Origin of the sequence: Bacillus sp. UNC437CL72CviS29 (assembly GCF_000482345.1) — a bacterium.
GTDB lineage: Bacteria > Bacillota > Bacilli > Bacillales > Bacillaceae_G > Bacillus_A > Bacillus_A arachidis.
The window spans coordinates 48,630-75,587 of sequence record NZ_AXVB01000006.1; the positions used below are offsets into that span (position 1 = coordinate 48,630).

Sequence of the window (26,958 nt, forward strand, 5' to 3'; positions counted from 1 at the left end):
CTATTGAGACGGTGACTTCTTTTTTATTATAATTTTTTTCGCATATAGTTTTTCTATTTCTAGATACAGCTGCGTTAATTGAATATATGAATGATAATGATTTGGTTGCTCTATCATATATAAATATCGTTCCATAAAATTAACAGGTTTTATATTTAGCTCTTCAATTTCTCTACACATATCTTTCAGCCCTGGTACGCGTTTTCCATTTAACCAGTATAAAACTGATAATACATGAGCGATAAATTGAATCATGGGATCTCTCGCTTCTTTTCGCTTTCTATTTCGAAACAATCTAGCTATATCCCCTTGCTTACTTTTCCATACATCTAATACAATTGGGATACTCTTATCAATTCCATTCCATGGCTCGTATTGTTTTTCAATATCAAATAAAAAATAAGTACTTTGTAACAGTTCTTCAAAAGTTTGCTCTGAACAATATACAATCTTGTCTATATTCCCTTCAAAAAAAGGAGTGCATCGAAATTCATCCGGTATTTGTACGACTTGTTCCATCTTTTTATTTTCCTTTCGTTCGCTTCTTACCTTCACGGCACACTTCTAGTAGCGGACATACTTCGCATTGCGGTCGCTGTGCTTTGCAATGATAACGTCCAAAGAAAATCATGCGGTGATGCGTAACTCCCCACTCTTCCATTGGAACTTTCTTCATTAACGTTTTCTCTACCTCTAGCACTGAATCTTTCCAACGGCAAATAGCCAAGCGTTTACTTACCCGTTCCACATGTGTATCAACAGCGATAGCTGGGATATCAAATGCTACAGAAACAACTACATTTGCAGTTTTTCTACCAACTCCTGGTAGTTTTGTTAGTTCATCACGATCTTGTGGTACCTCTCCATTATAGTCTTCAAGCAACATTCGGCATAACTTTTGAATATTTTTCGCTTTGTTCCGATACAATCCGATCGAACGAATATCCTGTTGTAATTCTTCTAAAGATACATTTAGATAATCTTGGGGTGTCTTATATTTTTGAAATAAGCTTTTCGTTACTTTATTTACAAGGACATCTGTACATTGTGCAGATAATGCAACCGCAATTACAAGTTCAAATGGATTGTCATGATTTAATTCACAGTGTGCTTCTGGATACATTTCTGCCATTGTATCTAAACAGTAACGAATTTGTGTCTTGTTTAACATACCTTTCCTCCTATATCACTGCTCCAACCAATTATAAAAGGGAACTTTCCCTGTATATTTCGTCTCTTGTTTCGTTACTTGCTGCGATCGTTGTTGATTCGCTCTAAATTTTCGCCCTTGATCTTGCGCTTGATCAACCGTCTTAATTCCGTTCTTTTTCCACTCAAAGAGAATGCGATCAATATATCGAAAATTAAGTTTTCCACTCATTACAGATTCTCGAAGGGCTGCTTGAATTAAATTCGGATGATGTTGATCCTGATCTTGCCACATCGCTAATGTTTCACATTCAAAAGGCGATAACGGTCTACCAAATTCACGTTCAAAAATTGTATATAAATTTACTTGGAGCTGCTTTTGTTCTTCTTTTTCTTCTTCTATTGTCTCGTTCATTAAAAAATGCAAGATCTTTTCCCAAAGCGGTTGTAAGGAATAACTTTCGCACATCATCGCTTCAGATTTTTGACTACCTTCTAAGGCTAAAAAACCTTTTTGAATTAATGCTTGAATGATCTCCATACATTTCATTTCTGTTATTGTCATTCGTTCTGCAATCTCTGAAGGGGTTGGAAAAGAATTCCCCGACTCTAAAAAGGTATGGACATGGAGTACAACCATAAATTCCATCTCATTTAAACCTAATTTTCTATAATGCATCATAAGTAATTTCGGAATTGCGATGCTGCCTTGTTCAAACCATTGTAACATCATTTTTTTCTTCATAACCATACACCTCGCTTTCTAGTATAACACACCTGTTATGATTTCCTTTTACCACAATTCGTCAAAAAACCTCCCTATAGAATAGATAGGGAGGTCATTTTCATTTGCTCAGAGTTACTTATGTGATAAAAATGAACATAAGTAACTTTTTAAGCCTGTACTTTACTTCTCATAAACGTATTAATTCGCTCTAACGCTTTCTCTAATTGTTCAAGAGATGTTGCATAGGATAAACGAACATTGTTTGGTGCGCCAAATCCTGTTCCTGGAACAAGAGCGACTTTCTCTTCTTCTAATAACGCTTTTGCCCATTCATCAACTGTTTCATATCCAGCTAGCGCTACAGCTTCTTTTACGTTCGGGAATAAATAGAATGCACCTTGTGGTTTAATACAAGTGAAACCAGGAATTTGAATTAATTTATCATAAATAATGTTTAATCGTTCTTCGAATGCTTGACGCATCATCTCTACAGGCTCTTGCGATCCAGCATACGCAGCAATTGCACCGTATTGAGCAATTGAAGTAGGGTTTGACGTACTATGACTTGCTAAGTTTGTCATCGCTTTAATAAGCTGCTTATTTCCTGCTGCATAGCCAATGCGCCATCCTGTCATAGAGTGCGATTTTGATACACCATTAATAATAAGTGTTTGTTCCTTTAATGCATTAGAAAGCTGAGCAATAGATGTATACTCGATTCCACCATAAACCAATTTCTCATAAATCTCATCAGAAACGATTAAGATATCGTGTTCTAAACATACTTCTCCAAGCTGCTGTAATTCTTCCTTACTGTAAATCATCCCTGTTGGATTGCTCGGCGAATTAATAATAACAGCTTTCGTTTTCTCTGTAATTGCCCCGCGCAGCTGCTCTGGCGTAATTTTATACTGATTGTCTTCTAAGCCTTCTACATAAACCGGTTTACCACCAGCAAGCTTTACTTGTTCTGGATAACTTACCCAATAAGGAGTCGGAATGATAACTTCGTCTTCTTCATCAAGTAACACTTGAAACAACGTATAAAGTGCATGTTTTGCTCCATTACATACGATAATCTCAGTAGGATCATAGGATAATCCTTGATCACGACTAAATTTCTTCGCAATTTCTTGTTTTAATGTAGCTAATCCACCAGTTGGTGTATATTTTGTATGTCCTTCTAGCATTGCTTGATGTGCGGCATTCATAATATGTTCTGGTGTATTAAAGTCAGGTTCCCCTGCACCTAATCCTATTACATCATGCCCCTCGGCTTTTAATGCTTGTGCCTTTGCTGTAATTTCTAAAGTTGAAGACGGTGTTAAGGCAGCTACTCGCTTTGCTAATTTCATTTGTGGTTCCCCCTGCATCTATTTTTCAATGCTGTAATATCCAGCATATTTCCCATCTTGAAATTCTAGATAATAATACGTATAACGACCTTCTTGATCAATATATGTAATTTCCCACAACGGAACATCGTTTTCAGCACCTAATTTTGCCTTTACAAATTCTTTTGGATTACGGTCACTAGCCACAATCTGTAAAGCTTTCTTTTCAGAAATGCCTTCGTTCTTTTTTCGTACTAGAACATTTCCTTCTTTCTCAGGTACCCAAACGATAGTTTGTTCTCTTTTTTCATTTAAACCTTGTACGACTGTATATGAAGATTTTCCATTATAATAGTCAACGGTTTTTACCTCTGAAAGTTTTCCTTTTTCTTTCGCAATCTCTACGACTTTTGACTCTTTCGGAATTTTCTTTTCCATTGTCGCATTATAAACATGCACCCCATATAGCACAACGGCAACGATAACGATAATGATGGCAAAGATCCACTTTTTCATTGTATCACTACGTTCTGTATATCGTAAATACTGCTGTTTCTTTTTCGTTTTCGTCTAATGCCAATCCGAACATGAGGTCTTGCTCTTTTAAAGTGCGATTTAAACTATCAACGATTTTATATAAGTCAGACGAATATTTAATACGCGTCGTTGATAGCACTTCGATTTTCTTTTCCATGAAAACTCCTCCGTTACACAAAAATTTCTAATTATAGAAGAACGCAATGCGGTTACAATAAGAGTACATTCTTTACAACCCCTGCTTCATCACCCATCTATTATAGCAGGACATGTTCAGCAAAAAAAGGTTTCAAATTGAAAACCGAAACATTTGTATACAAGAAGTAAGAAAAAATAAATTTCCTCCTACCCACATTTCATGCCTGAAGTACATCGTACTTCAGGCATATTTTTATTTATTCCACTACTTATGGATCGTAACCTTTCCTACCTCTAGGAATAATACTTAGACAAGAGTACACTTTTCGTCTAAAAACCATTTGTAAAAACGAAGAACCGGTATAGAATGAAGAAACTCCTACTAACTAAAGTTTCCTTGTTTCGGCATTATTGTTCTAAGTGCTCTAATAGTTGTTCTAATGTCCCTTCATAAAGAGGAACATTCGGAATAGATTGCATAAACCTTTTTCCATAGAAAGAATTAGTTAAACGACGGTCTAACACAAACACCGTTCCAGTATCCGTCGTTGTACGAATTAATCGACCAAATCCTTGTTTAAAACGAAGAATCGCTTGCGGAAGTGCCAACTTCGTAAATACATCTTCCCCTTTATTTTTCAACCATTCGCTTTTAGCTTCCATCATCGGCTGATGAGGCGGTGTAAATGGTAATCGAACAATAACAAGACAGCTTAATGCATCTCCAGGAATATCAATCCCTTCCCAAAAACTACTTGTTCCTAACAAAATTGATTTATCAAACTCTTGAAACTTCCGAACTAAACGACTTCGACTACGATTATGAACACTTTGTGTTAGTAATACAAAATCTTCTAATTCCTCCGCTTGTTTTAAGTTTGTATATGCTTTCTTTAACATTTCATATGATGTAAATAATACGAGCATCCTTCCATTTGTCGCTTTAGCAATCTTCGTAATATGATAGGATACTTCTCTTATATACGTATCCTCGCTTACTTCCTTAATAAGAGGGACATCAGTAGGAACCATTAATTTCACTTGCTCCTCATAATGAAATGGCGATGAAACTGTTAATGTATCTGGTGCAAAGTCATATAAGCCAAGTTGTTCCTGCATATAATCAAATGTATTATTAACTGTCAAAGTCGCCGAAGTAAAAATAACGCTTCTCTTTTTTGTTAAGAACTCATCCGCAAATCTTTCGCCTATATGGACAGGTTGTGCATATAACACAGTGGAATGAATTGTACCTTTCGTTTCTGTTTCCATCCATGTCACATATGCTGTTTTTTCTAGTATAAGCAATTGTAATGAGTCGGCCATTTTGCGCAATATTTCAAGTAAATGCATAAATTCGCCTGTAACAACATGTATCTCCCATTCAATTTTACTTTGTAATATATCCGCTTGTTTATCTAGCACAGTAAGTATTTTTCTCAACTCGTATACGAAGCGATTAGTTAACTCGACTATACTCCTCCATAGTTTTCCATCCTCTTGATCCGCATTATATCGATAAATAAGTGGTATATTATTTGCCCCTTGTTCTTGCTGTGTTTGCTGAAATATAAATGTACGTAACATTTGAAATAATTCATCCGCATCAAATTTAATTTCTTTCAACCTATGACTTAACATCCGAAAAGTTGATCGTGGTGAATTTTTAGATTTTCCCACCAATTCATACACCTTTGATAGTACATCATCTGTTTCTAACGTACCCAATCGTGATAAGATCAATTGAAAATACATGCATGAAAACTGGTCTCCAAGTGTCCGAGTCGCTGTTTCTTCAATATGATGAGCTTCGTCAAAAATAATATATTCACATGATCCCAACAATGGATCTTCGCTAACAAAGTCTTGAAATAGTAATGCATGATTTGTAATAACAATATCTGCGAACAACGCTTTATTTTTTGCACGTTGATAAAAACAGCGACTAAACCAATTGCTTTGCATTCCACCTGGACTATATGTGTCACTACATATACGATCCCACAGTAACTTCCCACCCTCTGGGATATTAAGCTCATCACGATCACCAGTCTCTGTTTGCAGTAACCATACTAAAATTTTTGCTTTCGTAAGCGCAGCATCATAGTTCTTCTCTTCTTCTTGCAATGCATATTCAAATTTATGTAAACAAAGGTAGTGTTTCCTTCCTTTTAAGAGAGCCACTTCGAATGGAAATGGTAGTATACTTTGCAATAAAGGAATTTCATTTTCAATCATTTGTTGTTGCAATTGTACCGTTTGCGTACTAATAATAACTGGCTCTTCTTTTTTCTTTGCAAAATAAATACTTGGAAGCAAATAAGCAAGTGTCTTACCTGTACCCGTACCAGCTTCAATTAATGAAAAACGAGAATCTCTTAACGCTGTATATATTTCCTTCATCATTCGCTGTTGACTTTCCCTTTTTTCAAAAGTTGGCATCTTTAATTCAAGTTGTTCCATTGACTTGTATAAAAAAGCATCAAATTTAGATGAACAATCATCACCCATTTCTAATGCATAATTTCGTTTTCGCAGCGCAATATTTCGGTATACTTCGTACTCATTTGCCTCTTCTGTACCAAGCATCACTTTATTTAAAATATTTTCTGAAATGATATTCGCTATATCACTTTGTAATACATCGCTTAGCTCATAAAAAGATTGTAAGGTGACAAGGGGGAGTTTTTCTAATTGATTTAGAAATTGTAAAAATAATTCTGCTGTCACAAGAGCATCGCTATCCGCACGATGCGGTTGATCGTGTTCCAATTCATGTTTTTTTGCTAAATCGCGCAATTTATAGCTATCAGCTGTCGGCAATAAAATTTGTGCCAATTCAACCGTATCAATTTTTGGGCAGTTTACTTCTCCATATCCAGCCTGCTTTAATTCTTCCTTCAAAAAATTCCAATCAAAGTGAACGTTATGTGCAACAAAATAAGCACCATGTAATAGTTCAGCTACCATTGGCGCAATATCGCAAAATAGCGGGGCTTGTTTCACAAGATTTTCATCAATCCCTGTTAATTCTGTAATAAATGGGGGAATCTCTCTCTTCGGGTTAACAAAAGACGAAAAAATTTCCAGTATTTCTCCATCTTCTACTACAACAGCTGCAATTTGTGTAATTCTGTCCTTCCCATCTTTCCAGGAGTTCCCTGTCGTCTCTAAATCGACAACGACATAACGCTTACTCATATGTAACACCTCAATTTCTTACCCTTTCAAACAATAAAAATTCATATATTGTTACTATACCACGTTTTATATCATCTTAATGAAAAGATGCACAAAATGAAATGATTTCATTTCAAAATAAAAAAGCTATTCCATAAGGAATAACTTTTCTTTTGTTTCTCTCAATCGGTGAGGATGAAGTCCCCGACTAATTAAAATTCTACTTTATAAAATCGTGCCAGCTTTTTCAGCACCTAACATTTCAATAATTTGATTGTTATCATCTAACACCGCAATTTTTGGTGCTTGCTTATATACTTCTTCTGCCGCTACGAGGCCGTAGCAAATAATAATAACTTTATCTCCAGGTTGTACAAGCCTTGCAGCTGCACCATTTAAACAAACAACGCCGCTTCCACGTTCTCCTTTAATCACATACGTCTCTAAGCGAGCTCCGTTGTTATTATTTACAATTTGTACTTTTTCATTTTCTACAATCTCGACTGCATCCATTAAGTCTTCATCAATTGTAATACTACCTACATAATTTAAATTTGCTTCCGTTACAGTCGCGCGGTGTAACTTTGCTCTCATCATTGTGCGAAACATAGATGTTCCCCCTTATTTAACTGTTAATGTTATATTGTCAATTAATCGTGCATTTTCAAATTTCACTGCAATTGCAAGAATAATACGTCCTTGAATTACCTCTAACTCTGTCAAAGCTGGATACGTATATAGATCTGCATAATCAACAGTACCTTGTGTATTTTTTTCAATGTATTCTTTCACGAGGTTTGTAACCACTTGTGGATTACGCTCTCCCTCTTCAATCCGCTCTTTCGCTATACATAAGCTACGATATAAATGCGGCGCTTCCTCGCGCTCTTTCTCCGATAAATATACATTGCGAGAACTTCTTGCTAATCCGTCTTCTTTCCTAACAATATCAACAGGTACAATTGTAATTGGAATATTAAAATCACGTACAAACCCTTCAATAACAGCAACTTGCTGTGCGTCTTTCATACCAAAATAGGCACGATTCGGCATTGTAATATTAAATAGCTTCATCAATACAGTCGCAACACCAGAAAAATGAACTGGTCGTTGCTTACCGCATAACACGTCTGTCCGCTTTACAACCTCAACTTTTGTAGTCTGTTCTGCTGGGTACATTTCTTCCACACTCGGATAAAATAAATAATCGACTCCAGCTTCTTTTGCTACCTTCTCATCCCTAACAATGTCCCGAGGATAGCGATCCAAATCTTCATTCGGTCCAAACTGCAATGGATTTACAAATACACTTAAAATAACCACTTCATTCTCTTCTCGTGCTTGACGTAATAAAGTAGCATGCCCTTCATGTAAATATCCCATCGTTGGAACAAAGCCACTTTCTTTCCCACTTGCACGAATTTCACTGGCAATTCTCTGCATCTCTTGCACTGTTGTTACAATTTTCATTACTGTTTCCCTCCGTATAACGCTAAGCACTCTTCCTCTTTCATTGTGAATGAATGTTTTTCTTCAGGAAATTGTCTTGCTTTTACTTCAGTAACATATTGTGAGATCCCACGTACAATTTCTTCCTGAACAGACGTATATTGCTTCACAAATTTTGGAACACGCTCCACTCCATACGTAATGAGATCGTGATAAACAAGCACTTGGCCGTCTACTTTACTCCCTGCACCAATGCCTATTGTAGGAATTGTCAGTTGCTGTGATACAAGCTCTGCTAATTGCATTGGTACGCATTCTAAAACGATTGCCATCGCACCAGCTTCTTCACACCTCTTCGCATCTTCTAACAATTTCTTTGCACTTTCCGCATCTTTTCCTTGCACTTTATAACCACCTAATACCCCCACAGATTGAGGTGTTAAACCAAGATGGGATACAACAGGAATTCCTGCATTCGTTAAGAAGCGAATGATTGAGACTACTTCATCAGCCCCTTCCACTTTCACTGCATGTGCTCCGCTCTCTTGAATAATACGACGTGCATTATGCATTGTTTCTTGCAAAGATACATGGTAAGACATAAACGGCATATCCGTTACAATAAAAGTGTCCTTAGCTCCACGGCGCACTGCTTTCGTATGATGAATCATATCATCTACAGTTACTGGAATCGTTGAATCGTATCCAAGTACAACCATTCCAAGAGAATCCCCTACTAAAATCATATCGACTTCAGCTTCTTCTGAAAGCTTAGCAGATGGATAATCATACGCAGTAAGCATCGTAATCGGCTCACCTTTCTCTTTCATTTTCAAAAAATCTGTTGTCGTTTTCAAAAATTACTCCTCCTTTATTTCAGGAGAGAGGAGATGACCGAAATCATATAAAAAACCCCTCTGGCCACAAAAGAGCAGAAGGGTTGTGTTAGTCGGCAAAATTCATCCCTCTGTCCCAGTCCGTTGTTGGATCAAGGCAGAATCCAAATTATTTTTCTTCATCGCTTGAAATAACGGTGCAGTTCACTCAGATACTGCCCATGTTCGAACTAATTATAGCAAACAAAGAAATAAAATTACTACATTTTTTTGAAAAAATAATTTTCTATTTTATTACAGTATGTGAAATTTTCAAAATACCAATTAACGGTTATCCACAATTTGATTCCTATCCATCAAATATACAAATAAAAAGAAGCTCCCAAATTGGAACTTCTCTTCACTTAATTTCTATATCCGCAGAATGAATATGATGGATCTGCCCCTTATCATCTTCTAACATAAGTACACCATCTGCTGTAATTCCTCTTGCGATACCTGTAATCGTATCTTTCATCGTTCTAGCCGTAATTTCTTTTCCTATACTTATCGCATAACTTTCCCAAAGAAGTTTAATAACCGAAAAACCATTCGTTACATATTCTTGATATAACTTCTCCATTTGTAAAAAGATCTGTTGCATCAGCTCCGCTCGAACAATTGGTTTACCTGATTCAATCGCTAAAGAAGTTGCGATTTGCTTAATCTCATCAGCAAAATGCTCTTGCTCCTGGTTTGCATTAATGCCTATTCCCATAATAACAGCGTTAATTTTATCTGGATCAGCCTGCATCTCTGTTAAAATACCAACAGCCTTTTTACCTTGTATTAAAATATCGTTAGGCCATTTAATTCCAACATGTACACCTACACATTTTTCAATCGCTTGAGCTACACTAACAGCTGCTAATAGTGTAAGTTGAGGCGCATGATGAACTGGAATAGCCGGACGCAAAATGATACTCATCCAAATTCCTGTCCCTTTTGGTGAATGCCATTTTCTACTCAAACGACCGCGCCCTGCCGTTTGTTCTTCCGCCACAACAATCGTTCCTTCTGCTGCACCTTCATAAGCAAGTTTTGCTGCAATATGCTGCGTAGACTCTACAGATTCTTCAAAATAAACTGTTCTCCCTATAAATTCTGTCTGTAAGCCTAATTGAATTTCATTCGCTGTTACTTTATCTGGTTTACTAGCAATCCGATAGCCAAGACGGCGTACAGCTTCTAGTTCATACCCTTCACTTCGAAGATCCTCCATATGTTTCCAAACAGCGGTTCTTGAGCAGCCAAGCTTGTCACTAATTATTTGACCAGATACAAACTCACCATCCGCTTCAGAAAAAACTTGTAATAATTGTTTTCTTATAGTAGATTGCATCCGTGTAGCCACTCCCTTATTTTTTCTTTCTCATTTTCTAATCGTTCTTGTAAAATTTCTTCTTCAATTCTTTGCAACACTTCTGCCACCCATGGTCCCGGCTTTTTTTCTGTCCAACCTAATAAATCATTACCACTTACCTTCATTTCCTGACGATTATGGATAGATAATGAATTAAATAATGACTGCACTTGATTTACAGAAGACATATCATATTTTTCTATAATAGCTTGATATACTCTTTCAGCCATTAAAGCAGTCTGCAAACCTGTTTTGTATAGAAAGACTGCATCCCAAGACTTTGTTTTTCTAGAACGGATTGCTAATATAACAGCTACAATATCTTTTATTTTTTTATTTGAAAATTTCCATTGACGCAAGAAAACTGATGGATGTTCTTCACCAATACAATATAGGAAAAATGCCCACGCCTCAATTTCCGTTTCAAAAGAATCCCATTTATATTGCGCAGCTTTTAAAATTCTCTCTTCTGACATTTGTAAATACGGTAAATGCGTAAATAATTTTGTCTCTACTAGTTTTTGAAGCCCCTTTACACAATATGTACCTGTCAACAGCTTTTCAAACTCAACCGTAATTCTTTCAATCGCTATATGTTCCAACAAATGTCCATACTTTTCAATCGCATACTTCGTTTGTTCCTCTAAAGAGAAGCCTAAAGTACTAACAAAGCGAATACCACGCATCATACGTAGTGCATCTTCTTGAAAACGAGAAGATGCATCTCCTACAGTTATAATTTCTTTCGTTTTAATCGCCTCTTGCCCACCAAATAAATCAATGATTTTTCCCTGTTCAGTCATCGCAATTGCATTCATTGTAAAATCACGTCTCTGCAAGTCCTCTTCTAATGAACGCACAAATTGAACAGTGCTCGGTCGTCGAAAATCCTCATATTCGCTTTCTGTTCGAAAGGTTGTCACTTCATAAGGAACTCCTTCTTGTAAAACAATAACAGTACCGTGTTCAAGACCGACAGGAACATGACGCGGAAATAGATTCATTACTTCTTCTGGTAAAGCCGATGTTGCAATATCAATATCACCAATCGGTCTACCAATAATAAAATCACGAACACTTCCACCAACGAAATACGCCTCATGTCCATGTCGGTTTAATATTTCAATAATCTCTGCAGCCTGCTTAAATCGTTTCATGTTTGTCATCCCTTAGTATGTCATAATAAATCTCCTCATATTGTGAAACAATTTTTCCTGAACCAAATTGCTCATATACAGCTGCCATCGCTTGCTCTGCCATATTTTGATGAAGCTCTTTATTCTTAAGGAGTTGTATTGCTTGTTTTGCTATGCCTAACGTATCACCAACTTTGCATATATATCCCGTTTCACCATGTTTAATAACCTCTGGAATGCCCCCAACCCGTGTTCCAATACATGGCACACCACAAGCCATTGCTTCTAGTAAAACAAGACCAAAGCTTTCTTTTTCCGATAAAAGTAACATTAAGTCACTCATGGCAAGAAGCTCTGCAACATTATCCTGTTTTCCTAAAAACAAAACATGTTCTTCAATATGTAAGCTTTTCACCAACTGTACAATTGTACAAAATTCTGGTCCATCACCAACAAGTAATAATTTCGCATCCACTTCTTTTACAATGTTAGCAAATGACTGGACAACATCTTGTACACGCTTGACCTTACGAAAATTCGAAATATGAATTAATACCTTTTCACCTTCACGTATGCCATACTCTTTTTTTAGTTGGGACATATCTCTCTTAAAATAGACACGCTCATCAATAAAATTATATACAGTCTGAATTTCTTTATTTGGCTTTACAAGCTCATTTGTTTCTTGAATTAACGAGTGAGATACAGCTGTAACAGCATCAGATCGCTCAATACCAAACCGTATTAAATTATTTAGAGAAGGGTCTGAACCAAGTACAGTAATATCAGTTCCATGTAACGTCGTAACGATTTTAATATCGTCTCCAATCATCTGCTTCGCTAAGTATGCACAAATTGCATGTGGTATTGCGTAGTGCACATGTAAAATATCCAAGTTTTCTCTCTGCGCCACCTCTGCCATTTTACTTGCTAATGCTAAATCGTAAGGTGGATATTGAAAGACAGAATATTGATTTACCGTTACTTCATGAAAATAAATGTTTGGATATACTTTATTTAATCGGAATGGAACTCCAGAGGTAATAAAGTGAATTTCATGACCTCGTTCAGCCAATTGCTTTCCAAGTTCCGTACCCACAACTCCAGAACCACCCACAGAAGGATAACATGTTATACCTATTTTCAATTTCATTTACATCCCCCTATTAAATCAGCATGTAATAAAACTGGCTTTTTACTCATAAATCCTTCAGCATACATAACTCCAACTTCTTTTCCAAACATTTTCTCACGAGCGATAATCGTTTCAACATACCCTTCCGTTAAAGGTGTCTTAACCCCATCACTTCCAGTTGTAAACTGACTTTCATACGCTTCTAACGCTGCTATCTTTTCAGAAAGCTGCTTACTAATATCTATACAGAAATTGGGTTTATGAAAACCATTAATCATATAATAATAAAAAGATTGCGCACGGTGTGGCGGAATTTCTGGCATATATTTACGAACACCCGCTGAAAATACCGCTTCTTCCACAAGTTTTGCACAATTCGCATGATCTGGGTGACGATCTTCATAATATGGTGCAAAAATTAGCGTTGGTTTATATGTACGAATAATCTTTACGATTTCCCGTATATATTCTTCTTTCATATACAAACCACGGTCCGGCATTGCTAAATTAATCCGCGTTTCTACTCCCATAATACGAGCAGCTGTCTGGGCCTCTTTTTTTCTTAATTCGACCGTTCCGTTTGAAGATAAATCAGCCTCTGTTAAATCACAGATGCCAACTTGATATCCTTGTTTCGTATATTTTGCAATGGTGCCTGCCATGCCGATTTCAACATCATCGGCATGGGCACCAAACGCTAATATATGTAATCCACTCATAATTGTTCCCCTCATTTTCTTAACTTTCGGTAGTCCAAATCCCCTCGATCTAATGCGTGCATTAACATTTCTGCACTTGCCATGTTCGTTGCAAGCGGAATTGCATATACATCACATAAACGAAGCAACGCATTTACATCCGGTTCATGTGGTTGTGCTGTTAATGGATCTCGGAAGAAAATCACCATATCTAAATCATTTTTTGCAATCATTGCACCAATCTCCTGGTCACCACCAAGAGGACCAGATTGATATCTTGTAACTTCTAAACCTGTCGCTTCCATAATACGAAGACCTGTTGTTCCTGTTGCAAAAAGTTCATGTTGTTCAAAGATTGGTTTATATGCGTATGCGAACGAAACCATATCATCCTTCTTTTTGTCGTGTGCGATTAAGGCAATCTTCATCCGTTTTCTCCCCTTTAATCGATGATATTCTCTAATCCATATACAAGATGATCAAGATTCATTACTGTTTCGATAGATAATTTTACTCCAGACATAAATGATGCTCGATTGAATGAATCATGACGAACCGTTAACATCTGTCCGTCTCCACCAAACAATACTTCTTGATGCGCAATAAGGCCTGGTAAACGTACGCTATGAATGTGAATCCCATCTACATTCGCACCACGTGCTCCTTTTAATTGTTCTGTTTCATTTGGATGACCTTGTTGTTTTGGTTCACGATTTTGACGGATTAAGTCTACTGTTTTTACAGCTGTTCCCGAAGGAGCATCTAGTTTTTGATCATGATGTAATTCAATCACTTCAACATCTTGGAAATATTTCGCTGCCATTTGCGAAAACTTCATCATAAGTACTGCACCAACTGCAAAGTTTGGAGCAATAATTGTACCTACTTGTTTTTCTTTCGCAGTATCTGTTAAATGTTGAAGTTCTTCTTCTGTAAACCCTGTCGTACCGATAACAGAACGAAGACCATGTTCAACAGCAAGTGTAACGTGTTTTTTTCCGATTTCTGGTGTCGTTAAATCTAGCAATACATCCGCTTCTACTTCATTTAAACAAGTATGTAAGTCCGCATAGATTGGGGCATCTAATGCTGGCATTCCTGGAAGATTTGAAATTTTGTCACCACCATGTTTATAATCAACTGCTGCTACTAATTGAAAATGTGGTGTTCTCTCCATTAGAAGTACAGCTTCATATCCCATGCGTCCTCTTGGTCCAGCAATAATTACTTTAATATCTTTCATTACTCTTTCTCTCCCTCTTCAATACGTGTCCAGCGATCTTTATCACGTATATTAAATTTATTCATTACAATGTTATGTGCTGTTTCTAAATCAATATGTAAGCTATTTGCCATACAGATCATAACAAATAATACATCTCCAAGTTCCTCTTCAATTGTTCGAGCTTTTTCAGTCGTTTTCTTCGGTTTTTCACCGTAATAGTGATTCACTTCTCTTGCAAGTTCACCCATTTCTTCTGTCAAACGTGCCATCATTGCAAGCGGACTGAAATAACCTTCTTTAAATTGACTAATATATGCATCAACTTCTTTCTGCATATCTTTCATCGTTTTTTGTTCCATATTGTTCACCTCTAATCCTTCCTCTTTCATGTTAGCCAATTCATGGCGATTTGACAAATATTATTCCTCTTCCCCCCTATTTGCCACGTATTTTTGGATAGACTATAATAAAGTGAAACTTTCTTTCGCAAACGCTCTTCTTGCAAAAGATTAGCCCTAGCCAATCTGACTCTTACGGATGGTCCGCCCATTCTTAGCTTTATCTCCTACCAACCGTTGGCGCAGGGCAAAGTAAAACTATTTTCTGTATTTTATCGTTTTAGCGGAGCAAAGTAACAATTACATATTAGGGGGCTTACGGCATGAAAACTAACTTGAAGATTCAAAACATTATATTTATTTTGATTGGTTCCGCTATCTTCTCTTTTGGCATCGTAAATATTAATATTGAAAATCACTTAGCAGAAGGTGGCTTTACAGGAATTACGTTATTACTTTATTTTCTATTTTCACTTGATCCATCATATACAAATTTACTCTTAAACATCCCTCTCTTTTTCGTCGGTTGGAAGTTACTAGGACGAACAACTTTCTTATATACATTAATCGGAACATTTAGTGTTTCTTTATTTCTTTGGATTTTCCAACGCTATGAATCATTAAATTTACATTTAAATTTGCAAAACGATATGACGTTAGCTGCATTGTTCGCAGGTGCCTTTATTGGCATTGGCCTCGGAATTATATTTAAATACGGCGGGACAACTGGCGGTGTCGATATTATTGCGCGATTAGCACATAAATATATTGGCTGGAGCATGGGAAAAACGATGTTTATGTTTGACGCTGTTGTCATTGTCATCTCAATTCTCACATACTTATCTTATCGCGAAGGCATGTATACGTTAGTTGCTGTCTTTATCGGAGCGAAGGTGATTGATTTTATGCAAGAAGGGGCATATGCAGCGAAAGGAGCAACCATTATTTCTGACAAAAATGACGAAATCGCAGCCAAAATTCTATCCGAAATGGAGCGCGGGGCTACCTTTTTAAAAGCTGTTGGTTCCTATACAAAGATTGAACGAAATGTCCTTTATTGTGTTGTTGCAAAAAATGAAATCGTAAAATTAAAAAATATTATCACTTCTGTGGATCCTCATGCATTTGTTGCAGTAAGCGATGTACATGATGTAGTTGGTGAAGGATTTACACTAGATGAGAATAAAAACCCTTTACATAATTAACTACATGAATTCTTCAAGCGTAAACCCATATGTGTACCTAGAAAAGCTTTCAAGCCCAAATAAGCTTTTCTAGGTGTTTTACCATTCTACTTTATATACTCCCTCAACTTTTCTAAATCAGCATAAATTAATTCCAATAAGCTTCTATTATAAAAAATTGAAGCTGGATGAAATGTCGGAAAGATATTATACACTTGCTCAGTCCATACAAAATCTGTGCTTTGATTATTTTTCAATTTCCGCACTGGTTGTTGTAATAATTCCCCATGAACATCAGTAATCTTTTTACCTGATCCCACTAAACGCTTTAGTGCAATATTTCCAAGTGTGACAATAACCGGCGCTTGCACATGCTCTATCTCATAATCTAACAAAGGAGCATGTGCAAGTACTTCTCTCTGATTAGGAGTTCGATTGTATTTCTTCTGAATAATTTGCCCGCTCCGCTCTCTTTTCTCTCTCCACGTATAAGGCCGACTACGAACAGCACTTGTAATATATACTTCTTCTCTTTTTAGACCAATATGTTCTAAAAAAACCATTAACTGCTCTCCTGCTCTTCCACTAAATGGAATACCATTATGAATTTCAGTTTCTCCAGGTGCTTCTCCAACAAGCATCAATTTCGGCTTTTCAGGACCTTGTCCACTTATAAATCCCTCTACGGCATAGTTAACACTACGCTCTTTCACATGCATCACTAATGAAGCTGGATATTGCATACTCATCACCTTTAATCTTAATCATTCTACCTATTCTTATTATAACTTTCTCTCTAGAATTCTATTACCGAATTACACGTAGAACAAAAAAACAAATGAAATTAAACCTAGTAAAAAAATTCCCATCTTCTTATTCTATAAAGATGAATTTCATCTCTACAAAAATTCACATTAGAATTCGTTCCAACAGTTAAGTTTGAGTTGCCAAATTCCCCTAAAATCCAAGCATAATAAAAAAGACTATCAAAATTGATAGCCTTTAATCGTCACTACGTTGCATACCCGTATATACTAACACTAGACGAAGCAATTCAAATACTGCAACTGCTGCTGCTGCCACATATGTTAATGCTGCTGCGTTTAATACTTTACGAGCTTGCCCATATTCATCTGTCGATACAATTCCAAGAGCTTCAATTTGCTGCATTGCACGTTTGGATGCATCAAATTCAACTGGTAATGTAACAAGTTGAAACAGTACACCTGCAGCCATTAAAATAATCCCTAGTAACAATAAACCAGTCATTTGTGCAAACATACCAATTAAGATAAAAATCCATGACATATTTGATCCAAAATTCGCCATAGGCACTAATGAATGACGAAGACGCATAAAGTTATAATCATTTGCATCTTGAATCGCATGTCCTACTTCATGAGCCGCTACCGCTGTTCCCGCAACAGAATGACCATAATAGTTATCCGTTGATAAACGAACGGTCTTTGCTGTTGGATCATAATGATCTGATAAATGACCTGGTGTTTCTTCTACAGCTACATTGTATAATCCATTCTCATCTAAAATTTTCCGAGCCACTTCCGCTCCTGTCATACCGGATGTTGAATACACTTGTGAATACTTACTGTAAGCACTACGTACTTTAGACTGTGCATACAACGGTATGATCATAATGATCGCGAAGTAAATTAAATAAAACATCATGAACCTCCAGTGAAGTCTTAATTATTTAGTACTTTCCATTCTATTTTCTTCTTTACACATTGTCAATAAAGAAACCTTACAATCCTTGTCTATATTCGTAATATTATCGATTTTTAGAATGCATCCCGCTGGTACGCTTTGCTTTCTCTCCCTTATATTTTCTCCAGCCAACGTATGTTAATGTAAACAAAATGATCCCACCTGTAATTGTCATAAACCATATGAGAGACGAATCCACTTCATCTTTCTTTGCTGTTTGGAATATTTTTTGTAAATCTTCTTTTATAATCCCTAATTGCGTTTGTCCACTTTTATTTTTTAACATAACATTACGAAATTCATCCAAATACGATAAATGCGCATTTACACGCTGCGATTGATTTTCTGGCAATGCAATCATTAAACTTGGATAAATCACATCAAATTCACGTAGAAATGTATTTAACGATCGTTGGAAACCTTCATTATCTCCTGCTTGAAGTGTTTTTTCAACTTTAGCAAAAGCCCCCATAACACGTCCTTCTCGTTCTATCCAAAGCGGTTGATACTTAGATACCTCCGCATCTACCGCCAGTTGTAATGCTAATACATCATCTATTTTTATTTGACGATCTACACTTTCTTCTCCAAGCGATTGCTGTGCCTTGTCATATGCTAAAGAAATTATGCGAAAATGCATAGGTGTTAGTTTATTTTCCTTTGTGTTCTCTCGTAATACAAATCGCTCTGAAAAACTTCGCAATACTTGCGTTGCTTTCTCATATTCTTCCTGTTTTACAAGTTGTAAGGAATCATCTAGTAGTACCGTTAACTCAGTCCATTTTTCAGCATATATGCGTACTGGAAACAATATAATCAGAAATGCTATCATTCCAATTAAGACTCTTTTCATCCCGGTCCCCCCTATAACTACTAGTACAAAATATGTTAAGGTGGACAAGAATAGAACAGAACAAGGTTGAAAAATATTTTATGTTAATTGTTAAGGGATGAACTCTCGACTAATGAAAGTTTTACTTTATGAATAAAGATTCTTCATTGAAGTTTTACTCTTTTTTCGTAAATAACGATACATAAAATAACAAATCGCACTACCGCATAAAATCAATAATAAAATAACACATGCTGCATGCATAAAAAACTGTTCTGGTAGCATTAAAATAACCGGATCCGTTTCACTATCAAACTGCCAATAATCATTAGTAAAAAGAAGTTTATGAAATAGTACAAAACTCTTTTCAAAATTAATGGCAATGGGTAAAGTAAGCGCAATCGGAAATATAATAGTCAAAATTGCACCATGTAATAAAAACTTCACCTTTCTTTTTCGTAATAAGTACCACCCACCCAATAAAACAATACCAAGCGCCATACACATTCCGTATTGAATTTTCACTAAAATATTTTTCACATCAACAAAATGAATTCTTCCGCTTGTTGACATATCCAGTGTAGGAAACTGTAATGACCCTTGATAAAAAGGAGAAAGATATGTAATCAGCACATCATAGTTTCTCTTAATTTCAGACTCTGTCATATTTGCTAAATCTGGTATATTTAAAAAATGTATATCTGCATAATATATCCATTTTCCATATACAACAATTGTAGTTGCAGCAGCAAAAATAAAAAATGCGATACAGTATGAGACAATAGAATTTATACAGCTATCCAGCACTCTTGGTCCTATCTTATTTGCATTCATTCATTTCCCCCAATTCCTCATTTAAATTCATAACAAAAACTGCTTTCGATTCCTTCTCAAACAATAATAATATGTAATAGCTAGTACAACAATACTTAGCCAAAATGTAAAATAACCAATCTGTTCAACAAACAAATGCATAATACCATATCTCGGCATTTGCCAAAATAAATAGTCGATTACATCATTATGTAATGTCCATATACTCGCTACAATGAAATGCCACTTTTTAATACGGTAAAACGGAGCATACAATAAACCTTGCACGGCCATTGCAAAATGAGAAAATACCAACATATAGCCCATAAACCCAAGATCGCCCTGAACCATAAACATAATACCATTTACAACAACAGCCCAAATACCATATTTCATTAACGAAACGATTGCTAACGCTTCTATTAGTCCCCAATTTTTATTTCGTAAAAATGCGAATAACACGATTACAAAAAATAAACTTGCAATAGGGCTATCCGGAACAAATGGCCAGAATATCATTGAAGTTTCCATCAGTTGTTCTCCATACCAAACAAAACCAAATATTGTTCCTAGAATATTAATAATAAGTAAAAATATTAAAACTGAACGCTGTCTTAATAATGCATACAAATAAGCCAATCTATATGTACAACACCTTTCAAATATAGTAATTCTTTATAAAAACCAGTCCTTTTAAGTAGGAGAGAGCATCCGTTCATGCATAGTAGTGGTCAGATCCTTTACCTCATGCCAAGTGAGAAACACAACGAGAAAACAAATAGCGATTACCTTTTGTTCTTCATAGCAGACACTTTTAAATTGAAAAACAAAATGTATATATATTATAACAAACTTCCTCTTCCAAATAGAAAAACTGACTACAAAAAATTGCAGTCAGCCTTCACTTATTTCTTATTATATTTCGCAATAAATTCTGAAAGTTTCTTTACCTCTTCATCCGTACCTTTAAATACCCCTTTAGGCATTGCACCTTTTCCATCTTTCGCAATCTTTGCAATTTCTTCTGGTTTTAACGTTAAGTTTTGTAATGCTGGTGCTGCTGCACCCCCTTGTAAGTTATCACCATGACATGTTAAACATGTATTTTTTTGCATTAATTTATAACCATCATCATTTTTATCCACCTGTGTCGTTTTAACAATTGCACCCTGTTTTTTTGCAGCTTCCCAGTCATGATGTGCCACAGACTCCCATGTTAAAAAGATGATAGAAGCTATCGCTAATAGCATAAATCCAGTTGCCACTGGACGCTTCAACGGACGTCTTTCAGGGCCTCGATCGAGAAATGGAGCCAATAACAATGCTCCAAACGCAATTCCTGGCATAATAAATGCACCGATTACAGTATATGAGCCTGATGCGTATGAATATTTTAACAATTGATATAAAAATAAGAAGTACCAGTCTGGAAGTGGTATATATCCTGCATCTGTAGGATCCGCCATTCTCTCAAGTGGTGACGGATGCGCCACTGTTAAACATAAATAACCGATTAAAAAAACCGCACCAACCATCCATTCTTTTAACAAGAAGTTCGGCCAAAAAGCTTCTGTTTTCCCTGGATATTCAGAATAATCTTTTGGGATATTCGGTTTACGTGCTACAGGTACTCGTGAATCTCCCACAAACTTCATCCCTTTACCGCGATGCATAATCTCCCTCCTTTAATTCAGTTTTTCTTCTATTCTTTTAAATTAGCAATCTCTTATAGCGGACCAGAAATACCTTGTTTGCGAATCATGATGAAGTGGAAGGCCATTAGACCTAGAAGTGCTGCTGGTAAGAAGAAGACGTGAATAGCAAAGAAGCGAGTTAATGTTTGAGCCCCGACAATTTCGGAGTGACCAGCAAGTAATGTTTTAATATAAGGGCCGATAAGCGGTGTTTGCTCCGCAATTTGAATCCCTACTTTTGTTGCAAATAGTGCTTTCATATCCCATGGTAATAAATATCCAGTAAAACCAAGACCTAGCATAACAAAGAAAATAAGAACACCGACAATCCAGTTTAATTCACGAGGTTTCTTATATGCACCTTGGAAGAAGACCCTAAGTGTATGTAAAAACATCATTACAATTACCAGACTGGCACCCCAATGGTGCATGCCACGAACAATTTGCCCATATGCAACTTCATTTTGTAAATAATAAACTGATTCCCAAGCATTTTTAATATCAGGTACATAATACATTGTTAAAAACATTCCTGACAAAATTTGAATTACAGTAACAAAAAACGTAAGTCCCCCAAAGCAGTAGACGAATGCAGAAAAATGATGCGCCGGATTTACATGTTCGGGTACTTCATGGTCTGCAATATCACGCCATATCGGTGTAATATCTAGCCGCTCGTCCACCCAATCATAAATTTTATTTAACATCTATTTCGCACCCCCTCTTGGCTTTGCTTTTCCTAAATAAAGCGTTCCATCCTTCACTTTAGATTCATACACATCAAGTGGAGCAAGAGGCGGCGTTCCTTTTATGTTTATGCCATCTTTTGTGTAACGTCCTCCGTGACACGGACAAAAAAATTGATTAGGATGCGACTTATCGGAATTCCAGTTAACCGTGCACCCCAAATGTTTACACACTGGCGAAAACGCTACAATGTCTCCGCTTTCATCTTTGTGCACCCAAGCAGATTTAGGTTCTTCGGACTTGTACCAACCATCAACCTGCTTTACCTTAAAGTCAAAGCGTTTTGGTTCTGTTGTAATCTCTTTAACTTGTGCAACAGGAACCATCTCTCCCCCCGCCTCTTTCCTTAAAACCGGATCAAGTGCAAAACGCGTCATCGGCATTAAAATACCAGCTGCCATAAACCCCCCTACACCTGTAAGCGTGTAGTTTAAAAACTGTCTTCTTGACACACGATGTTCTTTCTCGCTCACGAAAATTTCCCCCCTCTATCAGAAATTGTCCCCTCGTGACAAACCAGTATAAAAAATAAAAAATAGGACACTTTCATGATATAATACCCACATGCACAGGTCAATATCATACTACTCATAATCATAAGAACTATCTGTTTATTATTTATTTTCCCACTTTTCAGTCAATAGAGACATTATATTTTTTACATGTGCCTGAATTACTTCTCTTTTCGCTTGATCACTAAATTGTTCTAACGATAGAGATGGTAACCAAAACAAATGACCTGGTAGCATATCTTCAGCCTCTTTCCATCCCAAATCACTGGTAACATACGCAATATGTTTCAGTCCTTGGTCTTGTAAATGGCTTGCCCACTCTTGCAATCGCGCTTGCTCTTTCTTTTGTTGCTCCGCTAAATAAGTAAAAGGAGGTAGTAAGAGTACTCTTCCTTTATATTCTCTTTCTAATTCCATACTTAAAGTTTGAATAAATTCTCCTTGCTCTACAATCCCCTTCATTTCTTTTGCTACGGAAATAGAAAGAAGGGGTATAATACCAGTATCCACATACTCCCTAGCTTGTTCAAATTGCTCCGCATCTTTTACAACCCATTTCATCATAATTCCCTCCTTTACTTGTTATTTCAATCTAAATGACAGAACTTTCACTTTATATCTATTAAACCATACTAAAACGGGTAAAAAAAGAAAAACTACCTAATATAGGTAGTTTTTCTTTAAGTAGTCGGAAATTTGTCAAAATTAAATAAAAAATTATTCCTTATAAGCTTTTTAATTCCTCGGTTAACTTACAAAAAGTTTCCTTATCCTGATTGTCGAGCGCTTCATCAATTTGCTTTAAAAGTCGGTCTCTTCGAAATGAAAATACACTCTCTTCTAAAAATCGTTCCGCAAGTAAACGATCTTTTTCATTTACTTCAATATGCTTTGGTAAGTACGGATTTTCTTCTAATACTGCTACATAATTTGCATTTTGGAACGATGATTTAAAATTAAGCTGAATATAAATGTCCTCATCTCGATTTAAACGGATGTCATGAAACGATTTTTCTGCATCCGTCGTCATAACATTTTGTTTAAAGAAGTGAAACGGTGTATCTTTTACACAATTTGCTGACATCACTAAACCACGAGGACAGTATTTTGCATGTTCTACGAAGTGGACTTTGTGCATTAATTGATCATGACTCATTAAATAATTTAAAATCCATACACATTCACGCTGTTTCAGTTGGTAATTGTTTAAAAACCACTTTACAAAATCCTTCTTCTCGTTTACAGAAACAGGGGTATTCATAGCGCTTAGTCCCTCCTCTGTCTTTCTTTTTTTATTTAGATTCAAGAAGCAGCATGCACTTTCCTTCCAACTTATGAAAAATCCTCTAAATTATATAGCAATTCTTCGATGTGAATTTGTGTCGGGTCCAGTTGTAGTAAGCGTGTAAATACTTCTTTTGCCTCTCTTCGTAAGCCTTCTTCTAACAGGAAATAACCGTACTCTTCCAAGAAATCTGGATGATTCTTAAAAGAAGTATATGCACTCTCATAGTGTTTTAATGCATCAGAATACATTTCTAATTGTTTTTTCGCAAATGCTAGATCCCAAAGTAATTGTGTATCTTGCTCTCCACTATCCATTGCATTTTCTACAGCAGCAATTAGTTCTTCATATTTTTCTTGTTCTTTTAAGATATATGCATATTTTAATATCGCACCTAAATGTCCCGGATCAAGCTGTAATGCTTTTTGAAGCAATTCTTCTGCTTCTGCTAGCTTTCCTATCTTCGCTGCAATATTTGCAAGTTCTACATAAAGAGGTACGGATAATTCATCAATTTTAATTCCTTCATGAAGTGTTTCATAGCTTTCTTGAAGCATCCCTTCTTTTTCATAACATTTAGCTAAATACATATATAAAGAAGCATATTCTGGATCTAATTCTTTTAATTCTTTCCAAGCCCCAATTGCTCTTTGATACTCTTCGCCTTGATAAAGTGTAAATGCATAGCCGAATAAAGAATGAATATCTTTCTGCTCTTCTAGCCCTTCTTCATAATACGTAATGGCTTCTTCCCAGTTTCCAATTGCACTTAACGTTTCAGCTAAACGAAGAGCAATCACAACCCCTCCCATTACTTTATGCTCAGCAAGTAATGACTCATAATAGGCAATCGCTTTTTGCTCTTCACCTTTACTGCTATAGAGTTCTGCTAATCCAAAAGTAATAACAGGCTCTTCTGGCATCATTTCTTTTGCTTTTAATAGTTTTTGTTCCGCAACATCATCGAAACCCTGCATTTGAAATAAATCTGCAACAAGTAATAGAGATTGAACATATAGTTCATCATCTTCAGGAATATCATGAAGTACTTCGATCGCCTCGTCTTCTTTATCTAAATCAATGTATAATTCTGCTAAAAATATTGTAAACTCGCTTTCTTCGGGATATAACAAACGTAGGTCTTCTGTAATAGCTAACGCTTCATCAATAAATCCAAGTGTATGATAGTAACGGGCGATATCATATTTTTCTTCGTCCGTCCCTTGTTTTACCAATTCTTTTAATAGTTCTAATCCTTTTTCCGCTTCACCGTTTTCAATGTAAGAAACAGCTTGTTCAAACTTTTGCATAAATTTCTCCTTTAACTCTTATAATATTCTCTTCTGTTCATTAATAATAAACAACTGTCACCACGTACGCAACTAAAAGGAAACAGCAAAGAACCTTTCCCAACTGAAAAGATTCTTTTGCTTCACAGAGATTCTAACTGATCAAAAAATTCCGGATAGGATACAGCGACTGCATTACCATTTTCAATTTGCACTTCGCCTTCTGCTATACAGGACGCAATTGCAAGCATCATACCAATGCGATGGTCTCCATGACTATCAACAATATTTCCTTGTAATTTCTGATTTCCATTAATAATCATGCCATCTGAAGTCGCTTCAATTTTCACTCCCAGTTTTTGAAGTTCATACACAACTGTATCAATACGATTCGTTTCTTTTACTTTTAACTCCTCAGCATCTTTAATAATTGTTGTCCCGATCGCTTGTGTCGCCAGTAAGGCAATAATAGGAATTTCATCAATTAATCTTGGAATAAGTGAACCGCCAATTTCCATTCCTTTCAGCTCAGAAGTTTCAATTGTAATATCTCCACATGGTTCAAACTCTTCATTTCGAACATTGTGAGTTGAAATACGCGCTCCCATCTCTGATAACACATCTAGAATCCCTGTTCTTGTTGGATTTAAGCCAACATTTTTCAATACAAGTTTACTATTCGGTACAATTGCACCCGCTACTAAGAAAAAGGCTGCTGAAGAAATATCACCTGGAACCTCAATTTCCAATCCCCTAAGCGATTGACCACCTTGTAATGAAACTGTTCGACTATTCACATCTACTTTACATCCAAATGCCCGTAGCATTCGCTCCGTATGATCACGTGATTGTAGCGGTTCGGTTACTGATGTTATCCCTTCTCCTTGTAAACCAGCAAGTAAAACCGCTGATTTCACTTGCGCGCTTGCTACAGGAGAATGATAGTGTATACCTTTTATATTTCCTCCACGTATCGACAAAGGCGTATATTGTCCCTCTTCCCTTCCGTCAATTTGTGCATTCATTTCGCGAAGAGGGGCCGTAACACGTTTCATAGGACGTTTTCCAATAGATTCATCGCCAATGATAGTGCAATGGAAAGGAGTATTTGCTAAAATACCGAGCATAAGACGAATGGTGGTTCCTGAATTACCTACATTTAGTATCTCTTTTGGTTCCTGTAATCCAGCTAATCCTTTTCCATATACATTGACATCGTTACCATCTTGTTCAATCATTACGCCTAATTTTTGAAAGCAAGCAATCGTACTTAAACAGTCTTCTCCTAATAAAAAATTTGAAATTTTTGTTGTACCCTCTGCTATAGCTCCAAACATCACAGCACGGTGCGAAATTGATTTATCTCCAGGTACAGCAATTGTGCCATTCAAACCATTCTTCCGCCTCATGATTCTCCTCATTTTTTATCACCTCTATTACAAATAATATATACTTTTGTACACCTATATCATCGCTATATATTCATGTTGATTTTCTAACATATAAGTTGTTATAAAGAGCAAAAGGTGATCCATACTCTTTTACTCTTTTACTCTCTTGATCTTCCCTTAGCACATGGCTAAAAAAGACACT

At 36.2% G+C, this 26,958-nt stretch carries 30 protein-coding genes; 1 reads left to right on the top strand and 29 read right to left on the bottom strand.

The window, feature by feature from the left end; genetic code table 11:
- The 17 genes from M014_RS0107525 to M014_RS0107605 all read right to left on the bottom strand — a co-directional run bounded on the left by M014_RS0107525 (position 1) and on the right by M014_RS0107605 (position 15,305).
- Positions 1-519: a YpoC family protein gene (locus tag M014_RS0107525; RefSeq protein ID WP_026591167.1), complete on the bottom strand. Its 519-nt coding sequence runs from the start codon at positions 517-519 to the stop codon at positions 1-3.
- Positions 520-523: 4 nt separating this feature from the next.
- Positions 524-1,171 (bottom strand): endonuclease III, encoded by a 648-nt coding sequence (nth, locus tag M014_RS0107530; protein WP_026591168.1) that lies wholly within the window; start codon positions 1,169-1,171, stop codon positions 524-526.
- A 15-nt stretch (positions 1,172-1,186) separates the two neighbouring features.
- Positions 1,187-1,894 (bottom strand): DNA replication protein DnaD, encoded by a 708-nt coding sequence (gene dnaD, locus M014_RS0107535; RefSeq protein WP_026591169.1) that lies wholly within the window; start codon positions 1,892-1,894, stop codon positions 1,187-1,189.
- Positions 1,895-2,043: 149 nt separating this feature from the next.
- Entirely contained in the window at positions 2,044-3,231 is a 1,188-nt protein-coding gene (aspB, locus tag M014_RS0107540) for an aspartate transaminase AspB (RefSeq protein WP_026591170.1), read from the bottom strand.
- Between the two features lie 18 nt (positions 3,232-3,249).
- Entirely contained in the window at positions 3,250-3,726 is a 477-nt protein-coding gene (locus M014_RS0107545; protein WP_026591171.1) for a cell wall elongation regulator TseB-like domain-containing protein, read from the bottom strand.
- Between the two features lie 7 nt (positions 3,727-3,733).
- Entirely contained in the window at positions 3,734-3,904 is a 171-nt protein-coding gene (locus M014_RS28055; protein WP_000412180.1) for a YpmA family protein, read from the bottom strand.
- Between the two features lie 389 nt (positions 3,905-4,293).
- Positions 4,294-7,086, bottom strand: a complete 2,793-nt coding sequence (gene dinG / locus M014_RS0107555) for an ATP-dependent DNA helicase DinG (protein ID WP_026591172.1) — start codon at positions 7,084-7,086, stop codon at positions 4,294-4,296.
- Positions 7,087-7,290: 204 nt separating this feature from the next.
- On the bottom strand, positions 7,291-7,674 hold the full coding sequence (gene panD, locus M014_RS0107560) for an aspartate 1-decarboxylase (RefSeq protein ID WP_026591173.1): 384 nt from the start codon (positions 7,672-7,674) through the stop codon (positions 7,291-7,293).
- A 12-nt stretch (positions 7,675-7,686) separates the two neighbouring features.
- Complete coding sequence (panC, locus tag M014_RS0107565) at positions 7,687-8,535, bottom strand: pantoate--beta-alanine ligase (RefSeq protein ID WP_026591174.1); 849 nt, start codon at positions 8,533-8,535, stop codon at positions 7,687-7,689.
- A complete protein-coding gene (gene panB, locus M014_RS0107570) occupies positions 8,535-9,371 on the bottom strand; it encodes a 3-methyl-2-oxobutanoate hydroxymethyltransferase (protein ID WP_026591175.1) in 837 nt (278 codons plus the stop codon). Before panB ends, panC begins: the two co-directional genes overlap by 1 nt.
- 379 nt (positions 9,372-9,750) lie before the next feature.
- The gene (locus M014_RS0107575; RefSeq protein ID WP_026591176.1) at positions 9,751-10,731 is read right to left on the bottom strand and encodes a biotin--[acetyl-CoA-carboxylase] ligase; all 981 of its coding nucleotides are present in this window, start codon (positions 10,729-10,731) and stop codon (positions 9,751-9,753) included.
- A complete protein-coding gene (locus M014_RS0107580; protein WP_026591177.1) occupies positions 10,716-11,909 on the bottom strand; it encodes a CCA tRNA nucleotidyltransferase in 1,194 nt (397 codons plus the stop codon). Before M014_RS0107580 ends, M014_RS0107575 begins: the two co-directional genes overlap by 16 nt.
- On the bottom strand, positions 11,896-13,041 hold the full coding sequence (gene bshA / locus M014_RS0107585) for an N-acetyl-alpha-D-glucosaminyl L-malate synthase BshA (protein WP_026591178.1): 1,146 nt from the start codon (positions 13,039-13,041) through the stop codon (positions 11,896-11,898). The genes M014_RS0107580 and bshA overlap by 14 nt, the downstream gene beginning before the upstream one ends.
- Entirely contained in the window at positions 13,038-13,742 is a 705-nt protein-coding gene (bshB1, locus tag M014_RS0107590; RefSeq protein ID WP_026591179.1) for a bacillithiol biosynthesis deacetylase BshB1, read from the bottom strand. Before bshB1 ends, bshA begins: the two co-directional genes overlap by 4 nt.
- A gap of 11 nt (positions 13,743-13,753) precedes the next feature.
- Positions 13,754-14,149, bottom strand: coding sequence for a methylglyoxal synthase (gene mgsA, locus M014_RS0107595; protein WP_026591180.1), 396 nt, complete (start codon positions 14,147-14,149; stop codon positions 13,754-13,756).
- A 14-nt stretch (positions 14,150-14,163) separates the two neighbouring features.
- Complete coding sequence (dapB, locus tag M014_RS0107600; protein WP_026591181.1) at positions 14,164-14,964, bottom strand: 4-hydroxy-tetrahydrodipicolinate reductase; 801 nt, start codon at positions 14,962-14,964, stop codon at positions 14,164-14,166.
- A complete protein-coding gene (locus M014_RS0107605; RefSeq protein ID WP_051588565.1) occupies positions 14,964-15,305 on the bottom strand; it encodes a nucleotide pyrophosphohydrolase in 342 nt (113 codons plus the stop codon). The genes dapB and M014_RS0107605 overlap by 1 nt, the downstream gene beginning before the upstream one ends.
- 302 nt (positions 15,306-15,607) lie before the next feature.
- Here M014_RS0107605 and M014_RS0107610 point away from each other — a divergent pair, with 302 nt between their 5' ends.
- The gene (locus tag M014_RS0107610; protein ID WP_026591183.1) at positions 15,608-16,489 is read left to right on the top strand and encodes a YitT family protein; all 882 of its coding nucleotides are present in this window, start codon (positions 15,608-15,610) and stop codon (positions 16,487-16,489) included.
- A gap of 86 nt (positions 16,490-16,575) precedes the next feature.
- On the opposite strand, the gene M014_RS0107615 is transcribed toward M014_RS0107610, so the two are convergent.
- From M014_RS0107615 to aroA, 12 genes are all read right to left on the bottom strand, one after another.
- Positions 16,576-17,217 (bottom strand): uracil-DNA glycosylase, encoded by a 642-nt coding sequence (locus tag M014_RS0107615; RefSeq protein WP_026591184.1) that lies wholly within the window; start codon positions 17,215-17,217, stop codon positions 16,576-16,578.
- Positions 17,218-17,470: 253 nt separating this feature from the next.
- Positions 17,471-18,154 (bottom strand): zinc metallopeptidase, encoded by a 684-nt coding sequence (locus M014_RS0107620; protein WP_026591185.1) that lies wholly within the window; start codon positions 18,152-18,154, stop codon positions 17,471-17,473.
- A gap of 103 nt (positions 18,155-18,257) precedes the next feature.
- Complete coding sequence (gene ypjB / locus M014_RS0107625; RefSeq protein WP_026591186.1) at positions 18,258-19,046, bottom strand: sporulation protein YpjB; 789 nt, start codon at positions 19,044-19,046, stop codon at positions 18,258-18,260.
- 126 nt (positions 19,047-19,172) lie between these two features.
- The gene (lit, locus tag M014_RS0107630; RefSeq protein ID WP_026591187.1) at positions 19,173-19,859 is read right to left on the bottom strand and encodes a lipoprotein intramolecular transacylase Lit; all 687 of its coding nucleotides are present in this window, start codon (positions 19,857-19,859) and stop codon (positions 19,173-19,175) included.
- A gap of 27 nt (positions 19,860-19,886) precedes the next feature.
- On the bottom strand, positions 19,887-20,477 hold the full coding sequence (locus M014_RS0107635; protein WP_026591188.1) for a DUF1405 domain-containing protein: 591 nt from the start codon (positions 20,475-20,477) through the stop codon (positions 19,887-19,889).
- Between the two features lie 266 nt (positions 20,478-20,743).
- The gene (qcrC, locus tag M014_RS0107640) at positions 20,744-21,511 is read right to left on the bottom strand and encodes a menaquinol-cytochrome c reductase cytochrome b/c subunit (protein ID WP_026591189.1); all 768 of its coding nucleotides are present in this window, start codon (positions 21,509-21,511) and stop codon (positions 20,744-20,746) included.
- A gap of 53 nt (positions 21,512-21,564) precedes the next feature.
- Positions 21,565-22,239: a menaquinol-cytochrome c reductase cytochrome b subunit gene (gene qcrB / locus M014_RS0107645; protein ID WP_000932700.1), complete on the bottom strand. Its 675-nt coding sequence runs from the start codon at positions 22,237-22,239 to the stop codon at positions 21,565-21,567.
- Positions 22,240-22,752 carry a menaquinol-cytochrome c reductase iron-sulfur subunit gene (qcrA, locus tag M014_RS0107650; protein WP_026591190.1) on the bottom strand — a complete coding sequence of 171 codons (513 nt, stop codon included), beginning with the start codon at positions 22,750-22,752 and terminating at the stop codon, positions 22,240-22,242. It lies immediately after the preceding gene.
- A 141-nt stretch (positions 22,753-22,893) separates the two neighbouring features.
- Entirely contained in the window at positions 22,894-23,355 is a 462-nt protein-coding gene (locus tag M014_RS0107655) for a YpiF family protein (RefSeq protein ID WP_081810985.1), read from the bottom strand.
- Positions 23,356-23,515: 160 nt separating this feature from the next.
- Positions 23,516-24,052: a ReoY family proteolytic degradation factor gene (locus M014_RS0107660; RefSeq protein WP_026591192.1), complete on the bottom strand. Its 537-nt coding sequence runs from the start codon at positions 24,050-24,052 to the stop codon at positions 23,516-23,518.
- A 71-nt stretch (positions 24,053-24,123) separates the two neighbouring features.
- Positions 24,124-25,386: a tetratricopeptide repeat protein gene (locus tag M014_RS0107665; protein ID WP_026591193.1), complete on the bottom strand. Its 1,263-nt coding sequence runs from the start codon at positions 25,384-25,386 to the stop codon at positions 24,124-24,126.
- Between the two features lie 122 nt (positions 25,387-25,508).
- Positions 25,509-26,786 carry a 3-phosphoshikimate 1-carboxyvinyltransferase gene (aroA, locus tag M014_RS0107670; RefSeq protein ID WP_051588559.1) on the bottom strand — a complete coding sequence of 426 codons (1,278 nt, stop codon included), beginning with the start codon at positions 26,784-26,786 and terminating at the stop codon, positions 25,509-25,511.
- Between the last annotated feature and the right edge of the window lie 172 nt (positions 26,787-26,958).

Bases quoted from the DNA above. Each gene is read 5' to 3' on its own strand.
- nth (WP_026591168.1), bottom strand. From the start codon at position 1,171: ATGTTAAACAAGACACAAATTCGTTACTGTTTAGATACAATGGCAGAA.
- M014_RS0107525 (WP_026591167.1), bottom strand. From the start codon at position 519: ATGGAACAAGTCGTACAAATACCGGATGAATTTCGATGCACTCCTTTT.
- M014_RS0107620 (WP_026591185.1), bottom strand. From the start codon at position 18,154: ATGATGTTTTATTTAATTTACTTCGCGATCATTATGATCATACCGTTG.
- panC (WP_026591174.1), bottom strand. From the start codon at position 8,535: ATGAAAATTGTAACAACAGTGCAAGAGATGCAGAGAATTGCCAGTGAA.
- bshB1 (WP_026591179.1), bottom strand. From the start codon at position 13,742: ATGAGTGGATTACATATATTAGCGTTTGGTGCCCATGCCGATGATGTT.
- M014_RS0107545 (WP_026591171.1), bottom strand. From the start codon at position 3,726: ATGAAAAAGTGGATCTTTGCCATCATTATCGTTATCGTTGCCGTTGTG.
- qcrC (WP_026591189.1), bottom strand. From the start codon at position 21,511: ATGCATCGCGGTAAAGGGATGAAGTTTGTGGGAGATTCACGAGTACCT.
- panD (WP_026591173.1), bottom strand. From the start codon at position 7,674: ATGTTTCGCACAATGATGAGAGCAAAGTTACACCGCGCGACTGTAACG.
- M014_RS0107660 (WP_026591192.1), bottom strand. From the start codon at position 24,052: ATGAATACCCCTGTTTCTGTAAACGAGAAGAAGGATTTTGTAAAGTGG.
- M014_RS0107580 (WP_026591177.1), bottom strand. From the start codon at position 11,909: ATGAAACGATTTAAGCAGGCTGCAGAGATTATTGAAATATTAAACCGA.
- dnaD (WP_026591169.1), bottom strand. From the start codon at position 1,894: ATGAAGAAAAAAATGATGTTACAATGGTTTGAACAAGGCAGCATCGCA.
- M014_RS28055 (WP_000412180.1), bottom strand. From the start codon at position 3,904: ATGGAAAAGAAAATCGAAGTGCTATCAACGACGCGTATTAAATATTCG.
- mgsA (WP_026591180.1), bottom strand. From the start codon at position 14,149: ATGAAGATTGCCTTAATCGCACACGACAAAAAGAAGGATGATATGGTT.
- lit (WP_026591187.1), bottom strand. From the start codon at position 19,859: ATGAATGCAAATAAGATAGGACCAAGAGTGCTGGATAGCTGTATAAAT.
- aspB (WP_026591170.1), bottom strand. From the start codon at position 3,231: ATGAAATTAGCAAAGCGAGTAGCTGCCTTAACACCGTCTTCAACTTTA.
- aroA (WP_051588559.1), bottom strand. From the start codon at position 26,786: ATGAGGAGAATCATGAGGCGGAAGAATGGTTTGAATGGCACAATTGCT.
- M014_RS0107655 (WP_081810985.1), bottom strand. From the start codon at position 23,355: ATGATGAAATGGGTTGTAAAAGATGCGGAGCAATTTGAACAAGCTAGG.
- M014_RS0107605 (WP_051588565.1), bottom strand. From the start codon at position 15,305: ATGGAACAAAAAACGATGAAAGATATGCAGAAAGAAGTTGATGCATAT.
- ypjB (WP_026591186.1), bottom strand. From the start codon at position 19,046: ATGAAAAGAGTCTTAATTGGAATGATAGCATTTCTGATTATATTGTTT.
- dapB (WP_026591181.1), bottom strand. From the start codon at position 14,964: ATGAAAGATATTAAAGTAATTATTGCTGGACCAAGAGGACGCATGGGA.
- qcrB (WP_000932700.1), bottom strand. From the start codon at position 22,239: ATGTTAAATAAAATTTATGATTGGGTGGACGAGCGGCTAGATATTACA.
- dinG (WP_026591172.1), bottom strand. From the start codon at position 7,086: ATGAGTAAGCGTTATGTCGTTGTCGATTTAGAGACGACAGGGAACTCC.
- bshA (WP_026591178.1), bottom strand. From the start codon at position 13,041: ATGAAATTGAAAATAGGTATAACATGTTATCCTTCTGTGGGTGGTTCT.
- M014_RS0107665 (WP_026591193.1), bottom strand. From the start codon at position 25,386: ATGCAAAAGTTTGAACAAGCTGTTTCTTACATTGAAAACGGTGAAGCG.
- M014_RS0107615 (WP_026591184.1), bottom strand. From the start codon at position 17,217: ATGAGTATGCAATATCCAGCTTCATTAGTGATGCATGTGAAAGAGCGT.
- M014_RS0107610 (WP_026591183.1), top strand. From the start codon at position 15,608: ATGAAAACTAACTTGAAGATTCAAAACATTATATTTATTTTGATTGGT.
- M014_RS0107575 (WP_026591176.1), bottom strand. From the start codon at position 10,731: ATGCAATCTACTATAAGAAAACAATTATTACAAGTTTTTTCTGAAGCG.